This window comes from Paraburkholderia sp. 2C (assembly GCF_054589215.1).
Window position 1 is genome coordinate 124,180 of record NZ_BAAILL010000016.1, and the last position, 15,249, is coordinate 139,428.

At 58.8% G+C, this 15,249-nt stretch carries 30 protein-coding genes; all 30 read right to left on the reverse strand.

Annotated features, from left to right (window positions below; translation table 11 throughout):
- Nucleotides 1–211: 211 nt before the first annotated feature.
- Complete coding sequence (gene rplQ, locus ACYPXD_RS04425) at nt 212–607, reverse strand: 50S ribosomal protein L17 (RefSeq protein WP_219798723.1); 396 nt, start codon at nt 605–607, stop codon at nt 212–214.
- Nucleotides 608–805: 198 nt separating this feature from the next.
- Nucleotides 806–1,783 (reverse strand): DNA-directed RNA polymerase subunit alpha, encoded by a 978-nt coding sequence (locus ACYPXD_RS04430; RefSeq protein ID WP_027199071.1) that lies wholly within the window; start codon nt 1,781–1,783, stop codon nt 806–808.
- A gap of 124 nt (nt 1,784–1,907) precedes the next feature.
- Nucleotides 1,908–2,531 (reverse strand): 30S ribosomal protein S4, encoded by a 624-nt coding sequence (rpsD, locus tag ACYPXD_RS04435; RefSeq protein WP_459707917.1) that lies wholly within the window; start codon nt 2,529–2,531, stop codon nt 1,908–1,910.
- Between the two features lie 155 nt (nt 2,532–2,686).
- The gene (rpsK, locus tag ACYPXD_RS04440; RefSeq protein WP_017777173.1) at nt 2,687–3,091 is read right to left on the reverse strand and encodes a 30S ribosomal protein S11; all 405 of its coding nucleotides are present in this window, start codon (nt 3,089–3,091) and stop codon (nt 2,687–2,689) included.
- 27 nt (nt 3,092–3,118) lie between these two features.
- On the reverse strand, nt 3,119–3,484 hold the full coding sequence (rpsM, locus tag ACYPXD_RS04445) for a 30S ribosomal protein S13 (RefSeq protein ID WP_459707920.1): 366 nt from the start codon (nt 3,482–3,484) through the stop codon (nt 3,119–3,121).
- Nucleotides 3,485–3,525: 41 nt separating this feature from the next.
- Nucleotides 3,526–3,642 carry a 50S ribosomal protein L36 gene (gene rpmJ, locus ACYPXD_RS04450; RefSeq protein WP_004199844.1) on the reverse strand — a complete coding sequence of 39 codons (117 nt, stop codon included), beginning with the start codon at nt 3,640–3,642 and terminating at the stop codon, nt 3,526–3,528.
- 20 nt (nt 3,643–3,662) lie between these two features.
- The gene (gene infA, locus ACYPXD_RS04455) at nt 3,663–3,881 is read right to left on the reverse strand and encodes a translation initiation factor IF-1 (protein ID WP_004521905.1); all 219 of its coding nucleotides are present in this window, start codon (nt 3,879–3,881) and stop codon (nt 3,663–3,665) included.
- Nucleotides 3,882–3,888: 7 nt separating this feature from the next.
- The gene (gene secY, locus ACYPXD_RS04460) at nt 3,889–5,238 is read right to left on the reverse strand and encodes a preprotein translocase subunit SecY (RefSeq protein ID WP_459707928.1); all 1,350 of its coding nucleotides are present in this window, start codon (nt 5,236–5,238) and stop codon (nt 3,889–3,891) included.
- Between the two features lie 46 nt (nt 5,239–5,284).
- Nucleotides 5,285–5,719, reverse strand: a complete 435-nt coding sequence (gene rplO / locus ACYPXD_RS04465; protein WP_075158341.1) for a 50S ribosomal protein L15 — start codon at nt 5,717–5,719, stop codon at nt 5,285–5,287.
- Nucleotides 5,720–5,749: 30 nt separating this feature from the next.
- The gene (gene rpmD / locus ACYPXD_RS04470; RefSeq protein WP_004202755.1) at nt 5,750–5,932 is read right to left on the reverse strand and encodes a 50S ribosomal protein L30; all 183 of its coding nucleotides are present in this window, start codon (nt 5,930–5,932) and stop codon (nt 5,750–5,752) included.
- An 11-nt stretch (nt 5,933–5,943) separates the two neighbouring features.
- Complete coding sequence (gene rpsE / locus ACYPXD_RS04475; protein ID WP_167045433.1) at nt 5,944–6,462, reverse strand: 30S ribosomal protein S5; 519 nt, start codon at nt 6,460–6,462, stop codon at nt 5,944–5,946.
- A gap of 14 nt (nt 6,463–6,476) precedes the next feature.
- Nucleotides 6,477–6,842 (reverse strand): 50S ribosomal protein L18, encoded by a 366-nt coding sequence (gene rplR / locus ACYPXD_RS04480; protein WP_187636111.1) that lies wholly within the window; start codon nt 6,840–6,842, stop codon nt 6,477–6,479.
- Nucleotides 6,843–6,854: 12 nt separating this feature from the next.
- On the reverse strand, nt 6,855–7,385 hold the full coding sequence (gene rplF, locus ACYPXD_RS04485) for a 50S ribosomal protein L6 (RefSeq protein ID WP_459707936.1): 531 nt from the start codon (nt 7,383–7,385) through the stop codon (nt 6,855–6,857).
- Nucleotides 7,386–7,405: 20 nt separating this feature from the next.
- Complete coding sequence (rpsH, locus tag ACYPXD_RS04490; RefSeq protein ID WP_219798718.1) at nt 7,406–7,801, reverse strand: 30S ribosomal protein S8; 396 nt, start codon at nt 7,799–7,801, stop codon at nt 7,406–7,408.
- Nucleotides 7,802–7,816: 15 nt separating this feature from the next.
- Complete coding sequence (gene rpsN / locus ACYPXD_RS04495; protein WP_075158344.1) at nt 7,817–8,122, reverse strand: 30S ribosomal protein S14; 306 nt, start codon at nt 8,120–8,122, stop codon at nt 7,817–7,819.
- 7 nt (nt 8,123–8,129) lie between these two features.
- Nucleotides 8,130–8,669 carry a 50S ribosomal protein L5 gene (gene rplE / locus ACYPXD_RS04500; protein WP_006052214.1) on the reverse strand — a complete coding sequence of 180 codons (540 nt, stop codon included), beginning with the start codon at nt 8,667–8,669 and terminating at the stop codon, nt 8,130–8,132.
- 16 nt (nt 8,670–8,685) lie between these two features.
- Nucleotides 8,686–8,994, reverse strand: a complete 309-nt coding sequence (gene rplX, locus ACYPXD_RS04505; protein ID WP_459707940.1) for a 50S ribosomal protein L24 — start codon at nt 8,992–8,994, stop codon at nt 8,686–8,688.
- 9 nt (nt 8,995–9,003) lie between these two features.
- The gene (gene rplN, locus ACYPXD_RS04510) at nt 9,004–9,372 is read right to left on the reverse strand and encodes a 50S ribosomal protein L14 (RefSeq protein ID WP_012402188.1); all 369 of its coding nucleotides are present in this window, start codon (nt 9,370–9,372) and stop codon (nt 9,004–9,006) included.
- A gap of 353 nt (nt 9,373–9,725) precedes the next feature.
- Nucleotides 9,726–9,998 carry a 30S ribosomal protein S17 gene (gene rpsQ / locus ACYPXD_RS04515; protein WP_075158346.1) on the reverse strand — a complete coding sequence of 91 codons (273 nt, stop codon included), beginning with the start codon at nt 9,996–9,998 and terminating at the stop codon, nt 9,726–9,728.
- Nucleotides 9,995–10,189 (reverse strand): 50S ribosomal protein L29, encoded by a 195-nt coding sequence (gene rpmC, locus ACYPXD_RS04520; protein WP_075159014.1) that lies wholly within the window; start codon nt 10,187–10,189, stop codon nt 9,995–9,997. Before rpmC ends, rpsQ begins: the two co-directional genes overlap by 4 nt.
- Nucleotides 10,190–10,198: 9 nt before the next feature.
- Nucleotides 10,199–10,615 carry a 50S ribosomal protein L16 gene (gene rplP, locus ACYPXD_RS04525; protein ID WP_075158347.1) on the reverse strand — a complete coding sequence of 139 codons (417 nt, stop codon included), beginning with the start codon at nt 10,613–10,615 and terminating at the stop codon, nt 10,199–10,201.
- Between the two features lie 2 nt (nt 10,616–10,617).
- On the reverse strand, nt 10,618–11,445 hold the full coding sequence (rpsC, locus tag ACYPXD_RS04530; protein WP_219798715.1) for a 30S ribosomal protein S3: 828 nt from the start codon (nt 11,443–11,445) through the stop codon (nt 10,618–10,620).
- Between the two features lie 11 nt (nt 11,446–11,456).
- Nucleotides 11,457–11,786: a 50S ribosomal protein L22 gene (gene rplV / locus ACYPXD_RS04535; protein ID WP_004199272.1), complete on the reverse strand. Its 330-nt coding sequence runs from the start codon at nt 11,784–11,786 to the stop codon at nt 11,457–11,459.
- 12 nt (nt 11,787–11,798) lie between these two features.
- Nucleotides 11,799–12,074 (reverse strand): 30S ribosomal protein S19, encoded by a 276-nt coding sequence (rpsS, locus tag ACYPXD_RS04540; protein WP_006998484.1) that lies wholly within the window; start codon nt 12,072–12,074, stop codon nt 11,799–11,801.
- A gap of 10 nt (nt 12,075–12,084) precedes the next feature.
- Nucleotides 12,085–12,912, reverse strand: coding sequence for a 50S ribosomal protein L2 (gene rplB / locus ACYPXD_RS04545; protein ID WP_459707951.1), 828 nt, complete (start codon nt 12,910–12,912; stop codon nt 12,085–12,087).
- Nucleotides 12,913–12,914: 2 nt separating this feature from the next.
- Entirely contained in the window at nt 12,915–13,229 is a 315-nt protein-coding gene (rplW, locus tag ACYPXD_RS04550; RefSeq protein WP_075158350.1) for a 50S ribosomal protein L23, read from the reverse strand.
- On the reverse strand, nt 13,226–13,846 hold the full coding sequence (rplD, locus tag ACYPXD_RS04555) for a 50S ribosomal protein L4 (RefSeq protein ID WP_459707954.1): 621 nt from the start codon (nt 13,844–13,846) through the stop codon (nt 13,226–13,228). Before rplD ends, rplW begins: the two co-directional genes overlap by 4 nt.
- Complete coding sequence (gene rplC / locus ACYPXD_RS04560; protein ID WP_075159015.1) at nt 13,846–14,505, reverse strand: 50S ribosomal protein L3; 660 nt, start codon at nt 14,503–14,505, stop codon at nt 13,846–13,848. The genes rplD and rplC overlap by 1 nt, the downstream gene beginning before the upstream one ends.
- Nucleotides 14,506–14,713: 208 nt before the next feature.
- Entirely contained in the window at nt 14,714–15,025 is a 312-nt protein-coding gene (gene rpsJ / locus ACYPXD_RS04565) for a 30S ribosomal protein S10 (protein WP_017777154.1), read from the reverse strand.
- 129 nt (nt 15,026–15,154) lie between these two features.
- The coding region (locus tag ACYPXD_RS04570) for an EF-Tu C-terminal domain-related protein (RefSeq protein WP_072445389.1) at nt 15,155–15,249 on the reverse strand (95 nt) is incomplete at its 5' end.

The following is a 15,249-nucleotide window of genomic DNA, read 5'->3' on the forward strand; positions in this document are numbered from 1 at the left end:
AAATCGCTGCCGATATCGTATCACCATGACCGATCGGGCTTCGGCAATGGCTTTATGCGTGGGCTTTGCGACTGTTGCCGATTGCGGCCCGTGCTCGCCGGTCAAAGCAAAGAACTTGGTGCCAAGAGCCCCGGAACGCGGAACTGAAAGCAAAAAACCAGGCGCAAGGCCTGGTTTTTATGCTTCTTCGTATCAGCCGACGGCAGCGAGCTTATTCGGCTTCGACCGCGTTTTCAGCTTCAACCGGTTCCGGACGATCGAGCAGTTCGACGAGCGCCATCGGTGCGTTGTCGCCGACGCGGAAGCCGAACTTCAGGATGCGCAGATAGCCGCCCGGACGGTTCGCGAAACGCGGACCGAGCACATCGAACAGCTTCGTGACCGAGTCACGATCGCGCAGGCGGTTGAACGCCAGACGGCGGTTAGCCAGCGACGGCTTCTTGCCGAGCGTGATCAGCGGCTCGACGACTTTACGGAGTTCCTTCGCCTTCGGCAGCGTGGTCTTGATGACTTCGTGCTCGATCAGCGAGTTGGACATATTACGGAGCATTGCCAGACGGTGGCTGCTCGTGCGGTTCAGTTTCCGCAGACCATGACGGTGACGCATTTCAATTTCCTTGATTCAAAGTTTTAATCCAGCTCTTCTATCGCACCCCAGGTTCTCGTGTTCTTGAGAACGAGGCATGCACGGGCCGGTAGAGAAAACGGCAAGACGCGGATTTTAAAGGAAAATCCGCGTCTTTGCCAGTTGCGGTACTGCGGTCGCACGTACTGCTTTACTGCGTGCGACGACTTGCTTGCAGACTTACTTGTCGAGACCAGCCGGCGGCCAGTTTTCGAGCTTCATGCCGAGCGTCAAACCGCGCGAAGCGAGCACTTCCTTGATCTCGTTCAGCGACTTGCGGCCCAGATTAGGCGTCTTCAGCAGTTCGTTTTCGGTGCGCTGGATCAGATCGCCGATGTAGTAGATGTTCTCGGCCTTCAGGCAGTTTGCCGAACGAACCGTGAGCTCGAGGTCGTCGACCGGACGCAGCAGGATCGGATCGATCTGCGGTGCACGCGACGGCGCTTCTGCCGCGGCTTCCGTGCCTTCAAGCGCGGCGAACACCGACAGTTGATCGACCAGAATGCGCGCCGACTGGCGAATCGCTTCCTCCGGCGAAATCACACCGTTGGTTTCGATGTTCATCACGAGCTTGTCGAGGTCGGTACGCTGTTCGACACGCGCGCTTTCGACCGCGTAGCTCACGCGGCGAACCGGAGAGAACGATGCGTCGAGCACGATGCGACCGATGATCTTCGCCGACTCTTCGCCGTAGCGGCGCACATTGCCCGGCACATAACCGCGCCCCTTCTCGACCTTGATCTGCACGTCGAGCTTGCCGCCCTTCGACAGATGCGCGATCACGTGATCGGGGTTGATCACTTCACAGTCGTGCGCGAGTTCGATATCGCCCGCGGTGACGACGCCTTCACCTTCCTTGCGCAGCGTTACCGTCACTTCGTCACGGTTATGCAGCTTGAACACCACGCCCTTCAGGTTCAGCAACAGGTTAACCACATCCTCCTGCACACCATCGAGCGTCGAATACTCATGCACGACGCCTGCGATCGTCACTTCGGTCGGCGCATAGCCGATCATCGACGACAGCAATACGCGCCGAAGCGCGTTACCCAAGGTGTGACCATAGCCGCGTTCGAACGGCTCCATGACCACCTTCGCGTGGCTTTCGCCCAGCGATTCGACAGCGATAATCTTGGGTTTCAACAAACTGGTTTGCATAGGTTTTCCTTTTCAATACCCTCGGCTCGTTACACCGATAAGGCTGACCGGTAACAACCTGAAAATAAACAGCCGAGACACCCCCTTGCACAACGCAATCAGGGTACCCCGGCCATTAATCCGATTAGCGCGAATACAATTCGACGATCAGGCTTTCGTTGATATCGCCAGCGATGTCGCTGCGTTCCGGCATCTGCTTGAACGTGCCCTCGAACTTTTTCGTGTCGACAGCGACCCAGCTCGGCAAACCACCTTGCTCGGCCAGCGACAGCGCTTCGAGAATGCGCGCCTGCTTCTTCGCCTGTTCGCGCACCGCGACGATGTCGCCTGCCTTCACTTGCAGCGACGGAATGTTCGCGACCACGCCGTTCACGGTAATCGCCTTATGGCTCACGAGCTGACGCGCTTCTGCGCGCGTCGAACCGAAACCCATGCGATAGACGACGTTGTCCAGACGCGACTCGAGCAGTTGCAGCAGGTTTTCACCCGTGTTGCCCTTGCGGCGGTCGGCTTCCGCGAAGTAGCGGCGGAATTGACGCTCGAGGACGCCGTAGATGCGCTTCACTTTTTGCTTTTCGCGCAGCTGCGTGCCGTAGTCGGACGTACGTGCGCCCGACGTGCGGCCGTGCTGGCCCGGCTTGCTGTCAAGCTTGCACTTGTCGGCAAGCGAACGGCGAGCGCTTTTCAGGAAGAGGTCGGTGCCTTCACGGCGAGATAGCTTGGCTTTAGGGCCGATATAGCGTGCCACGTTGTGTTCCTTCTATGTTTGATCACGTGAACTCGCGTTCACGCTAGTCCGAACCCTTTGGGTCGAACGGTGGGCTTAGTCGATTCAATAATGCAAGTCGCCCGTCGCCGCCGATTCAACACCCGGCGGAAACAGGCGCGAGCAAAAAGCACGTCTTAGATACGACGACGCTTCGGCGGACGGCAACCGTTGTGCGGAACCGGAGTCACGTCCGAGATCGCCGTGATCTTGATGCCAAGACCATGCAGCGCGCGAACAGCAGACTCGCGGCCCGGGCCCGGGCCCTTGATTCGCACTTCGAGGTTCTTCACGCCGTATTCCATCGCCACGCGGCCAGCCGATTCAGCCGCAACCTGGGCTGCAAACGGGGTCGACTTACGCGAACCCTTGAAGCCCTGGCCGCCCGACGTCGCCCAGGCAAGCGCGTTGCCCTGACGATCGGTGATCGTGATGATGGTGTTGTTGAACGACGCGTGAACGTGAACCACGCCCTCGGCGACGTTCTTCTTGACCTTCTTGCGAACGCGTTGCGCCGCGGTGTTGTTCGAAGCCTTAGCCATACGTTTTCCTGTAACTGTCAGTCTCGCTTACTTCTTCAGCGATTGCGCTGCGCGACGCGGACCCTTACGCGTGCGCGCATTGGTACGCGTACGCTGACCGCGCAGGGGAAGACCCTTGCGATGGCGCACGCCGCGATAGCAGCCGAGGTCCATCAGGCGTTTGATGTTCATCGTCGTTTCGCGACGCAGATCGCCTTCAACGATGTACTTGCCGACTTCTTCACGCAGCTTTTCGAGGTCTGCGTCGTTCAGGTCCTTGACCTTCTTCGAAAATGCCACACCAGCCGCTTCGCAGATGAAGCGCGAGCGCGTGCGGCCGATACCGTAAATAGCCGTCAGGCCGATTTCGGTATGCTGGTGGTTCGGGATATTCACCCCTGCGATACGAGCCATTGTTTTTCCTCAAACAAAAAGCGCAAGCAAAAGCGCGGCGTTCAGCCTTGGCGCTGTTTGTGGCGCGGATCAGAGCTGCAAATCACGCGCACAACGCCCTTGCGCTTGATGATCTTGCAATTGCGGCAGATGCGCTTAACCGATGCCATCACTTTCATGATATTACCCTTTTTTCAAATCACTTCGCCCGGAACACGATCCGCGCACGCGACAGATCGTAAGGCGTCAACTCAACCGTCACCTTGTCGCCCGGCAGGATGCGGATGTAGTGCATCCGCATCTTTCCGGAAATATGTCCCAACACGACATGGCCGTTCTCCAGCTTTACCCTGAAGGTAGCATTAGGCAGGTTCTCAATCACTTCGCCCTGCATCTGGATGACATCGTCTTTGGCCATAAGTCCTTTAGCGCATTGGGACGCCGCCGCCTTTGAAATTGGCTTTCTTCAGCAGCGATTCATACTGTTGCGACATTACGTACGACTGCACCTGCGCCATGAAGTCCATGGTGACCACGACGATAATCAGCAGCGACGTTCCACCAAAATAAAAAGGCACGTTCCAGCGCAGTACCAAAAATTCGGGCAGCAGACAAACAAACACGATATAGATCGCACCGGCCAGCGTCAGACGCGTGAGAATCCGGTCGATATAGCGCGCCGTCTGGTCACCCGGACGGATGCCCGGGACGAATGCGCCACTCTTCTTCAGGTTGTCGGCCGTTTCCCTGCTGTTGAACACCAGCGCGGTGTAGAAAAAGCAGAAGAACACGATCGCCAACGCATACAACAAGACATACACCGGCTGACCAGGCTTCAGCGCTTCGGCAATGTTGTGGAGCGTGTCCGCAAACCAGCCGCCGTTGCTCGCTCCCGAACTGAACCAGCTCAGAATCGTCGCCGGAAACAGGATGATCGACGATGCAAAGATCGGCGGAATCACGCCCGACATGTTCAACTTCAGCGGCAGATGCGACGACTGGCCGCCGTAGATCTTGTTGCCAACCTGACGCTTGGCGTAGTTCACGAGAATCTTCCGCTGACCGCGTTCGATGAACACCACCAGATACGTCACTGCCGCAATCAGAACGACCACGATGATCGCCGAGATGATCGACATCGAACCGGTGCGCACAAGCTCGAAGAGACCACCAATCGCATTCGGGAAACCCGCCGCGATACCGCCGAAAATGATGATCGAGATACCGTTGCCCAGACCGCGCTCGGTAATCTGCTCGCCGAGCCACATCAGGAACATCGTGCCCGTTACCAGCGTCACGACCGTCGTCAGACGAAACACCATGCCCGGATCGAGCACGAGGCCCGGCTGATTCTCGAGCGCAACTGCGATACCGAAGGCCTGGAACGTCGCAAGCAGAACGGTGAAGACCCGCGTGTATTGCGTAATCTTCCGTTGCCCCGCCTGTCCTTCCTTCTTCAGCGCTTCGAGCTGCGGTGACACGATCGCCAGCAACTGCATGATGATCGACGCCGAGATGTACGGCATGATCCCCAGCGCAAACACCGTGAATCGCGACAACGCGCCACCCGAGAACATGTTGAACATGCCCAGGATGCCGCCTGCCTGGCTCTGGAACAGCTTCGCCAGTTGATCCGGGTCGATACCCGGCACCGGAATATGCGCGCCGACACGATAGACGACCAGCGCCAGCAGCAGGAATACTGCTCGCCGACGCAGGTCGCCGAACTTCGCGGCGCCGCGACCGGGTTTTGCGAGACTCGGACTGTTAGCCAAGTACCTTCTCCGATGCAAATGCTAGTGACGGCAATCCGCTTGCTCGTTACTCGGCAAAAGAGCCGCCCGCTGCTTCGATCGCAGCACGCGCACCCTTCGTCGCACCCAAACCCTTCACGACGATCTTGCGCTTCAGCTCACCCGTCGCAATGATCTTTGCGCTCTTCATGAGCTCGCCGACCAGACCGGCTTGCTTCAGCGCGAGCAGATCGATTTCGTCGACCGGCAGCTTTTCGAGATCGCCCAGCCGCACTTCACCGACGAACTCCTTCGTCAGCGACTTGAAGCCGCGCTTCGGCAGACGACGCTGCAGAGGCATCTGACCACCTTCGAAGCCGACCTTGTGGAAGCCGCCCGAACGCGATTTCTGACCCTTGTGACCACGACCCGCGGTCTTGCCGAGGCCGGAGCCGATGCCGCGGCCGACGCGACGCTTTGCGTGCTTCGCGCCTTCTGCCGGCTTCAGGTTATTCAATTCCATTATCAACTCCTTGAGTACCCGATCAGCCGCTTAACCAATGACCTTAACGAGGTACGAGACCTTGTTGATCATGCCGCGCACAGCCGGCGTGTCTTGCAGTTCGCTGACCGAGTTGAGTCGGCGCAAGCCCAGGCCGCGCACCGTTGCACGGTGCGATTCGCGGGTGCCGATCAGGCTCTTGACGAGCTGAACCTTCACAGTTTTTTCAGACATCGTGCCCACCTTTAGCCCAGAATTTCTTCGACGGACTTACCACGTTTCGCTGCGATATCAGCCGGCGTGGACTGCTTGCGCAGGCCATCCAGCGTCGCACGAACGAGGTTGTACGGGTTCGTCGAACCGTGGCTCTTCGCCACCACGTTCTGCACACCCATCACGTCGAACACTGCGCGCATCGGTCCGCCAGCGATCACACCGGTACCATCCTTCGCTGGTGCCAGGAGGACCATCGATGCACCGTGCTTGCCGTGCACTTCGTGTTGCAGCGTGCCGTTCTTCAGCGGCACCTTGAACATGTTGCGGCGCGCTTGTTCCATCGCCTTCTGAACAGCAACCGGCACTTCCTTCGCCTTGCCCTTGCCCATGCCGACGCGGCCATCGCCATCGCCAACCACGGTCAGTGCGGCGAAACCGAGAATCCGGCCGCCTTTCACCACCTTGGTCACGCGATTGACCGAGATCATCTTTTCGCGAAGGCCGTCGTCGCGTTCGTCAGCCTGAACTTTCGCTTGCATCTTTGCCATGACGAATTCTTCCCTTAGAACTTGAGCCCGGCTTCGCGCGCCGCATCAGCCAGCGCTTTCACGCGGCCGTGGTAACGGAAACCCGAGCGGTCGAAGGCGACGGATTCGATGCCGGCAGCCTTGGCCTTTTCAGCAATACGCTTGCCGATCAGGGTTGCAGCGGCAACGTTGCCGCCCTTGCCCGATTGATCAGCGAGTTGCGCACGCACTTCGGCTTCGAGCGTCGACGCACTGGCGAGCACCTTGGTGCCGCAGGGCGAGAACACTTGCGCATAGATGTGCGTATTCGTGCGATGCACGGCCAGACGTGCGACCTGCAGCTCAGAGATCTTGATACGCGTCTGACGAGCGCGGCGCAGGCGAGATTGAGTCTTATCCATGATTGCGCACCCTTACTTCTTCTTCGTTTCTTTGAGGATCACGACCTCGTCGGCATAGCGCACGCCCTTGCCCTTGTAGGGCTCGGGCGGACGGTAACCGCGCACTTCTGCGGCAACCTGGCCGACCTTCTGCTTGTCGATCCCCTTGATCACGATTTCCGTTTGCGACGGGGTTTCGGCCTTGATGCCTTCCGGCATCTGGTGCACCACCGGGTGCGAGAAACCCAGCGACAGATTCAACTTGTCGCCTTGCGCTTGCGCACGATAGCCGACGCCAACCAGCGTCAGCTTGCGCTCGAAACCCTTGGTTACGCCGTTCACCATGTTCGCGACCAGCGCGCGCATCGTGCCCGACATTGCGTTTGCTTCGCGGCTGTCGTCAACCGGCTCGAACTTCACAGTGCCGTTGTCGTTGACCACCTTCACGAGGCGATTCGCATTTTGCGAGATCGTGCCAAGCGGGCCCTTGACGGTAATCCGCTCGCCGCTGATAGCCACTTCGGCGCCTTTCAGCACGATTGGGCTTTTACCTACTCGAGACATGTTTCTCTCTCCTTTCGGCCTTAAGCGACGTAGCAGATGACTTCGCCGCCCACGCCCGTAGCGCGTGCCTTGCGATCCGTCATCACACCCTTCGGCGTCGACACGATGGCAACACCGAGGCCGTTCATGACCTGCGGAATTTCATTGCGGCCGCGATACACGCGCAGACCCGGCTTCGACACGCGCTCGAGGCGTTCGATAACCGGACGGCCGGCGTAGTACTTCAGCGCGATATTCAGTTCGGTCTTCGCGCCTTCGGACTTCACTGCGTAGTCCTCGATATAGCCTTCGTCCTTCAGGACCTGCGCGATCGCAATCTTGACCTTCGACGAGGGCATCGTCACCGAAACTTTCTCGACCATCTGCGCATTGCGGATGCGAGTCAGCATATCGGCGATAGGATCACTCATGCTCATCTTATGTTTCTCCTATTACCAGCTCGCCTTGGTCAGGCCAGGAATCTCGCCACGGAACGCGATTTCGCGAATCTTGTTACGAGCCAGCCCGAATTTACGGAACGTGCCACGCGGACGACCCGTGATTGCGCAACGGTTGCGTTGACGCGTCGGGTTTGCATTGCGCGGCAGTTGTTGAAGATCCAGACGAGCTGCATAACGCTCTTCGTCCGACTTGCTCGCGTCGTCGATGATCGCCTTCAGTTCTGCACGCTTCGCCGCGTACTTTGCTACGAGGCGAGCACGCTTCTTTTCACGTTCGATCAGTGCCAGTTTAGCCACGGTAACCTCAGTTTCTGAACGGGAACTTGAAGCTGGCGAGCAGTGCCTTTGCTTCGTCGTCAGTCTTCGCAGTGGTGGTGATGCTGATGTTCAGCCCACGCAGCGCGTCGATCTTGTCGTAGTCGATCTCGGGGAAAATGATCTGCTCTTTCACACCGATGTTGTAGTTGCCGCGACCGTCGAATGCACGGCCCGACACACCGCGGAAGTCACGCACACGCGGGAGCGCAACCGTCACGAAGCGGTCGAGAAACTCGTACATTGCCTGGCCACGCAGCGTGACCATCGCACCAATCGGATACCCCTGGCGAATCTTGAAGCCCGCGATTGCCTTGCGCGCTTTCGTGATCACCGGCTTCTGACCCGCGATCTTCGTCAGATCGCCGACGGCGTTCTCGATGATCTTCTTGTCAGCGACGGCTTCACCAAGACCCATGTTCAGCGTGATCTTCGTGATGCGCGGCACTTCCATGACGGACTTGTAGCCGAACTTCTCGATCAGGCCAGGGACAACCTTCTCTTTATAGAATTCTTGCAAACGTGCCATTTTTTACTCCGCAGCGTCAGGCGCCAAGCACAGCACCAGTCGTCTTCAGGAACCGGACCTTCTTGTCCCCTTCGACCTTGATGCCGACACGCGACGGCTTGCCATTCGCGTCGACCAGAGCAACGTTCGAGATGTGCAGCGGCATTGCCTTCGCTTCCACACCACCCGTCGTACCCTTCATCGGGTTCGGCTTCACATGCTTCTTGGCGATATTGAGGCCTTCAACCGTCACACGCTCGTCGCCAACGGCCAGCACAACACCACGCTTGCCCTTGTCCTTGCCGGTCGTGACGATGACTTCGTCGCCTTTGCGAATCTTGTTCATCTCGGCTCCTTACAGCACTTCGGGCGCGAGCGAAACGATCTTCATGAAACGTTCGCTACGCAGCTCACGCGTGACCGGTCCGAAAATACGGGTACCGATAGGCTCGAGCTTGGTATTCAAAAGCACGGCGGCGTTGCCGTCGAACTTGATCAGCGAGCCGTCTTGACGGCGCACGCCCTTGGCGGTGCGAACCACTACGGCGTTGTAGATCTCGCCTTTCTTGACGCGCCCGCGCGGCGTTGCCTCTTTGACGCTCACCTTGATGATGTCGCCGATGTTGGCATAACGACGCTTCGAGCCGCCGAGCACCTTGATGCACATGACTTCACGCGCACCCGTGTTGTCGGCCACTTCAAGCCGAGTTTCGGTCTGGATCATGATTTACTTTTCCCAACTTAATCCGATTGCACCACCATGGCACAGCCGGTCAGTCTTGGTCCCGTCAGCCATGCGGCTGCTTGGGTTAGAACAGGCAGCGACGGCAAACGAAACCCGCCATCGCAAATCCGGTGAATCATTTAGCGCAGGCTGCTCGCCCGAACCATCTTCCCACCAGGGTTTCCACCTACGATTCGCCCGCTAATTTGCCAAATTGCAATTGCCAACTGCAGGCAACAGCTGGGCTCCCAGAAGAGGGAAGACCGAGATTATATCAAATAATCCCGGTCCCGCAAGCGCAATCTACTGCGATTTCAACTGCTTCAACGACTCAGCGACGAGCCGCAGGTACCTTAGATGATGCGAGCAGCTTCGACGAGGCGCGATACCGTCCAGGCCTTCGTCTTCGAGATCGGACGGGTTTCCTGGATTTCAACGAGGTCGCCCTCGTTATAGTTGTTCGCTTCGTCGTGAGCGTGGTACTTCTTCGACCGGACGACGTACTTGCCGTAGATCGGGTGCTTGACGCGGTGCTCGACCAGCACGGTGACCGTCTTGTCCATCTTGTTGCTGACGACCTTGCCGACCAGCGTCCGCTTAAGCGAGGTTTTTACGCTATCGTTCATTTCTGGTTCGCCTTCTCAGTCAGGACGGTCCGCACACGTGCGATGTCGCGACGGACCTTCTTCAGCTGGCTCGTGTTCGTGAGCTGCTGGGTCGCGAGCTGCATGCGCAGGCCGAATTGCGCCTTCAACAGGTCCGACAACTCCTTGTTGAGCGCGGCCTTATCTTTCTGGTGAAGTTCGGATGCCTTCATCATCACTCCTTAGGCGCCAAGCTGACGAACGATGAAGGTCGTCTTCAGCGGCAGCTTCGCTGCAGCCAGACGGAACGCTTCGCGTGCCAGCTCTTCGGTTACGCCATCCATTTCGTACAGCATCTTGCCCGGTTGAATCTCGGCGACGTAGTACTCCGGGTTGCCCTTACCATTACCCATCCGTACTTCAGCCGGCTTTTGCGAAATCGGCTTGTCCGGGAAAATGCGAATCCAGATGCGGCCGCCGCGCTTGATGTGACGCGTCATTGCACGACGCGCCGCTTCGATCTGACGTGCGGTCAGGCGGCCGCGACCGATAGCCTTCAGGCCATACTCACCGAACGACACGGCGTTGCCGCGCGTCGCCACACCGGTGTTACGGCCCTTCTGCTCTTTGCGATACTTCCTGCGTTTCGGTTGCAGCATGGTTATTCTCCAGTCTTGCCATCGCCGCCGGCAGCACCGCCACCAGCGCCGCCGGCGCCACCACGACGCGGGCCGCCACGGCGAGCACCAGCCGGACCGCCGCCCTCACCGTCACGACGCGGACGGCGATCGCCACCCGGACGTGCGTTGCGGCGCGGACGCTTTTCTTCGGCGACTTCCTCAACCACCGGCGCATCGTTGCGGCCAAGCGTATCGCCCTTATAGACCCACACCTTGACGCCGATAATGCCGTACGTCGTCTTCGCTTCCGACGTTGCGTAGTCGATGTCCGCACGCAGCGTATGCAGCGGCACACGGCCTTCGCGATACCACTCGGTACGAGCGATTTCGATGCCGTTCAGACGGCCGGCGCTCATGATCTTGATGCCTTGAGCACCGAGACGCATTGCGTTTTGCATCGCACGCTTCATCGCGCGACGGAACATGATCCGGCGCTCAAGCTGTTGCGTGATCGAATCGGCGATCAGTTGCGCGTCGGTTTCCGGCTTGCGAATTTCTTCGATGTTGACGTGAACCGGAACGCCCATGCGCCTCTGCAGTTCCGACTTCAACAGTTCGATGTCTTCGCCCTTCTTGCCGATCACGACACCCGGACGCGAGCTGTAAATCGTAATGCGCGCGTTCTTTGCGGGACGCTCGATCACGACGCGGCCGACGGACGCGTTCTTCAGCTTTTTCTTCAGGTATTCACGAACACCGATGTCTTCCTGCAACATCGCCGCGAAATTGTTGTTGTTCGCGTACCAACGCGACGCCCAATTGCGGCTGACGGCCAAACGGAAGCCAGTCGGATGAATTTTCTGTCCCATCGTATGACCCCTTAATTCCCGACCGTCACAGTGATGTGACAGGATTGCTTCTCAATGCGGTTGCCGCGGCCTTTCGCGCGCGCGGTAAAACGCTTGAGCGACGCAGCCTTGTCGACGTAAATGCTCTTGATCTTGAGCTCGTCGATATCGGCGCCTTCGTTGTGCTCCGCATTCGCGATCGCCGACAGCACGACCTTCTTCACGATGCCAGCCGCCTTCTTCGGCGAGAACGTCAGAACGTTCAACGCCTTGTCGACCGGCAAACCGCGGATCTGGTCAGCCACAAGGCGCGTTTTCTGCGCCGAGATGCGGGCACCGCGATGAATTGCTTTCACTTCCATCTTGATAGCCCCTTATTTCTTAGCCTTCTTGTCGGCCGCGTGACCCTTGAACGTACGGGTCAATGCGAACTCGCCAAGTTTGTGGCCGACCATGTTTTCCGTGACGTACACCGGAACGTGTTGACGACCGTTGTGAACCGCGATCGTCAGACCGATGAAGTCCGGCAGAATCGTCGAGCGACGCGACCAGGTTTTGATCGGCTTCTTGTCACGCGAAGCTGCAGCCGCCTCAACTTTCTTCAGCAAATGGGCGTCGCAGAACGGACCTTTTTTAATTGAACGTGCCATTGCCTACTCCTTAACGCTTGTGACGGCGCTGGACGATCATGCTCGTCGTGCGCTTGTTGCTGCGGGTGCGGTACCCCTTCGTCGGGGTGCCCCACGGGCTCACCGGATGGCGACCTGCTGCCGTCTTGCCTTCACCACCGCCGTGCGGGTGATCGACCGGGTTCATGGCAACGCCACGCACCGTCGGACGGATACCGCGCCAGCGGTTCGCGCCGGCCTTACCGATTTGACGGAGGCTGTGCTCTTCGTTGCCCACTTCACCGATCGTCGCGCGGCACTCGACGTGCACGCGGCGGATTTCGCCCGACCGCAGGCGGACCTGCGCGTAGACGCTTTCACGAGCCAGCAGCATCGCCGACGTACCAGCCGAACGCGCCATTTGCGCGCCCTTGCCCGGCAGCATTTCGATGCAGTGAATCGTCGTACCGACCGGAATGTTACGGATCGGCAGCGTGTTGCCTGCGCGGATCGGCGCTTCGGAACCAGACATCAACTGCTGGCCGACCGTCACGCCCTTCGGTGCGATGATGTAGCGACGCTCGCCGTCTGCGTACAGCACCAGCGCGATGTTCGCGCTGCGGTTCGGGTCGTACTCGATACGCTCGACCTTCGCCGGAATGCCGTCCTTGGTGCGACGGAAATCGATGACGCGATAGTGTTGCTTGTGACCACCGCCTTGATGGCGCGTGGTGATGTGGCCGTTGTTGTTACGGCCAGCCTTCGACTTTTGCACGTCGAGCAGCGGCGCGTAGGGCTTGCCTTTGTGCAAGTCCTTGTTCACCACCTTGACCATCGCGCGGCGACCCGGCGAAGTCGGCTTAACTTTCACGATTGCCATGATTACTTGGCCTCCGCTTCAAAGTTGATTTCCTGGCCGGGCTTCAGGCAGACGTACGCCTTCTTCACGTCCTTGCGCTTGCCCATGAAGCGGCCAAAGCGCTTTGCCTTGCCCTTCTGAACCAGCACGTTGACGGAATCGACTTCCACCTTGAACAGCAGCTCGACAGCAGCCTTCACTTCCTGCTTCGTGGCATCCGGCGCAACTTCGAACACGACTTGCTCGTTCTTGTCGGCCACCAGCGTCGCCTTTTCGGAGATCACCGGCGCGAGCAGGACCTGCATCAAACGATGATCGTTTTTGCGAATCTCGCTCATGACAGCAACTCCTCGATCTGGGCGACCGCAGCCTTCGTGATCAGCACTTTCTTGAAGTAGATCAACGACAGCGGGTCGGCGTAACGCGGCTCGACAACCGCCACGTGGGCGAGGTTGCGCGACGCGAGGTACAGGTTCTCATCAACCGTGTCGGTGATAACGAGCACGGACTCGAGACCCATTGCCTTGAATTTCTCGGCCAACAGCTTGGTTTTCGGTGCTTCGAGCGTCAGCTCGTCGACCACCGAGATACGGCCTTCACGGGCCAGCTGCGAGAAGATCGAGCAGAGACCTGCGCGATGCATCTTCTTGTTGACCTTGTGCGAGAAGTTTTCTTCCGGCGAGTTCGGGAAGATACGACCACCGCCGCGCCACAACGGGCTCGACGTCATACCGGAACGAGCGCGGCCCGTACCCTTTTGACGCCACGGCTTCTTCGTCGAGTGATGGACCTGTTCACGGTCTTTCTGCGCACGGTTGCCGCTGCGAGCATTGGCCTGGTACGCAACCACGATCTGGTGGATCAGCGCTTCGTTATAGTCACGGCCGAACACGACGTCCGACGCGGTGACTGCCGCACCTTCCTGACCATCGGCATTCAGGAGCTTAAGTTCCATTATTTCGCTCCTTTCTTCGCAGGCGTCTTCACAGCCGGCGTCACGAAAACCTTGCCACCCTTCGCTCCCGGGACAGCGCCCTTGACGAGCAGCAGCTTGCGGTCAGCGTCGATACGAGCGATTTCGAGGTTCTGCACCGTGACCGTTTCATCACCGAGGTGACCGGTCATGCGCTTACCCGGAAACACGCGACCCGGATCCTGCGCCATACCGATCGAGCCCGGCACGTTGTGCGAACGCGAGTTACCGTGCGATGCGCGGCCCGAAGCGAAGTTATAACGCTTGATCGTGCCGGCGTAGCCCTTACCGATCGACACGCCTTGCACGTCGACCTTCTGGCCCACTTCGAACAGATCCGGACCAACGATCGCGCCATTCGACAGCTCAGCTGCCTTGGCTGCATCGATGCGGAATTCTTTGAGGATTTCACCAGCTTGAACGCCGGCTTTGGCGAGATGACCTGCGAGCGGCTTCGTCACACGCGATGCACGGCGCGCGCCGAAAGCAACCTGAACAGCCGTGTAGCCGTCGGTTTCAACAGTCTTGATCTGCGTCACGCGGTTGTCGGACACGTCCAGCACGGTGACAGGGATCGAGTCCCCTTCGGCCGTGAAGATACGGGTCATGCCAACCTTGCGACCTACGAGTCCAAGGCTCATCGTTTTCTCCATTCCCGACTGCGATTGGTCGGGGCTAATTTACAAAATGCCGTGTTTCTTGGCGCTGACAGCGCGAGCCGCCTAGCGCGAACTACCACGACTTTTTTGCGCAAATGCGCGAAAAGCCTTGCATTATAGCGAGGCCTTTCGTTTTCCGCAAGCAATCAAAGACTTAGCGGCACCTGTTAAGCGGGGCGCCTTGTGAGGCTTATTGCAGCTTGATCTCGACGTCCACGCCAGCCGGCAGATCGAGCTTCATCAGCGCGTCAACCGTCTTGTCCGTCGGGTCGACGATGTCCATCAGACGCAGGTGCGTGCGAATTTCGAGCTGATCGCGCGACGTCTTGTTGACGTGCGGCGAGCGCAGGATGTCGAAGCGCTGGATACGGGTCGGCAGCGGCACCGGACCACGAACGATTGCGCCAGTCCGCTTCGCAGTGTCAACGATTTCAGCTGCCGACTGATCGATCAGACGGTAGTCGAAGGCCTTCAGGCGAATACGGATTTTCTGGTTCTGCATGACGATTCCTTGAAAAGAGCGAGGCGATGTTGCACCGCCATTGGGTAAAAGAACGAGGGGCGAGGACTTCCGCGGGAGCGGGCGCCCTCACCCCGGGCACCACCTACTGCTTATAGCAAGCCAGCGATCTTACTCGATGATCTTGGCGACGACACCGGCGCCGACGGTACGACCGCCTTCACGGATAGCGAAGCGCAGACCTTCTTCCATCGCGATCGGCGCAA

Bases quoted from the DNA above. Each gene is read 5' to 3' on its own strand.
- rpsK (WP_017777173.1), bottom strand. From the start codon at position 3,091: ATGGCTAAGGCTTCGAACAACACCGCGGCGCAACGCGTTCGCAAGAAG.
- rplV (WP_004199272.1), bottom strand. From the start codon at position 11,786: ATGGAAGTGAAAGCAATTCATCGCGGTGCCCGCATCTCGGCGCAGAAA.
- rpsE (WP_167045433.1), bottom strand. From the start codon at position 6,462: ATGGCAAAGATGCAAGCGAAAGTTCAGGCTGACGAACGCGACGACGGC.
- rplC (WP_075159015.1), bottom strand. From the start codon at position 14,505: ATGAGCCTTGGACTCGTAGGTCGCAAGGTTGGCATGACCCGTATCTTC.
- rplP (WP_075158347.1), bottom strand. From the start codon at position 10,615: ATGCTGCAACCGAAACGCAGGAAGTATCGCAAAGAGCAGAAGGGCCGT.
- ACYPXD_RS04430 (WP_027199071.1), bottom strand. From the start codon at position 1,783: ATGCAAACCAGTTTGTTGAAACCCAAGATTATCGCTGTCGAATCGCTG.
- infA (WP_004521905.1), bottom strand. From the start codon at position 3,881: ATGGCCAAAGACGATGTCATCCAGATGCAGGGCGAAGTGATTGAGAAC.
- rplF (WP_459707936.1), bottom strand. From the start codon at position 7,385: ATGTCTCGAGTAGGTAAAAGCCCAATCGTGCTGAAAGGCGCCGAAGTG.
- rpsQ (WP_075158346.1), bottom strand. From the start codon at position 9,998: ATGAACGATAGCGTAAAAACCTCGCTTAAGCGGACGCTGGTCGGCAAG.
- rplD (WP_459707954.1), bottom strand. From the start codon at position 13,846: ATGGAACTTAAGCTCCTGAATGCCGATGGTCAGGAAGGTGCGGCAGTC.
- rplN (WP_012402188.1), bottom strand. From the start codon at position 9,372: ATGATCCAGACCGAAACTCGGCTTGAAGTGGCCGACAACACGGGTGCG.
- rplO (WP_075158341.1), bottom strand. From the start codon at position 5,719: ATGGAATTGAATAACCTGAAGCCGGCAGAAGGCGCGAAGCACGCAAAG.
- rpsM (WP_459707920.1), bottom strand. From the start codon at position 3,484: ATGGCTCGTATCGCAGGGGTGAATATCCCGAACCACCAGCATACCGAA.
- rplB (WP_459707951.1), bottom strand. From the start codon at position 12,912: ATGGCAATCGTGAAAGTTAAGCCGACTTCGCCGGGTCGCCGCGCGATG.
- rplE (WP_006052214.1), bottom strand. From the start codon at position 8,669: ATGGCACGTTTGCAAGAATTCTATAAAGAGAAGGTTGTCCCTGGCCTG.
- rpsJ (WP_017777154.1), bottom strand. From the start codon at position 15,025: ATGCAGAACCAGAAAATCCGTATTCGCCTGAAGGCCTTCGACTACCGT.
- rpmJ (WP_004199844.1), bottom strand. From the start codon at position 3,642: ATGAAAGTGATGGCATCGGTTAAGCGCATCTGCCGCAATTGCAAGATC.
- rpmD (WP_004202755.1), bottom strand. From the start codon at position 5,932: ATGTCTGAAAAAACTGTGAAGGTTCAGCTCGTCAAGAGCCTGATCGGC.
- rplW (WP_075158350.1), bottom strand. From the start codon at position 13,229: ATGAGCGAGATTCGCAAAAACGATCATCGTTTGATGCAGGTCCTGCTC.
- rplQ (WP_219798723.1), bottom strand. From the start codon at position 607: ATGCGTCACCGTCATGGTCTGCGGAAACTGAACCGCACGAGCAGCCAC.
- rpmC (WP_075159014.1), bottom strand. From the start codon at position 10,189: ATGAAGGCATCCGAACTTCACCAGAAAGATAAGGCCGCGCTCAACAAG.
- rpsC (WP_219798715.1), bottom strand. From the start codon at position 11,445: ATGGGACAGAAAATTCATCCGACTGGCTTCCGTTTGGCCGTCAGCCGC.
- rpsS (WP_006998484.1), bottom strand. From the start codon at position 12,074: ATGGCACGTTCAATTAAAAAAGGTCCGTTCTGCGACGCCCATTTGCTG.
- rplX (WP_459707940.1), bottom strand. From the start codon at position 8,994: ATGAACAAGATTCGCAAAGGCGACGAAGTCATCGTCACGACCGGCAAG.
- rplR (WP_187636111.1), bottom strand. From the start codon at position 6,842: ATGGATAAGACTCAATCTCGCCTGCGCCGCGCTCGTCAGACGCGTATC.
- rpsH (WP_219798718.1), bottom strand. From the start codon at position 7,801: ATGAGCATGAGTGATCCTATCGCCGATATGCTGACTCGCATCCGCAAT.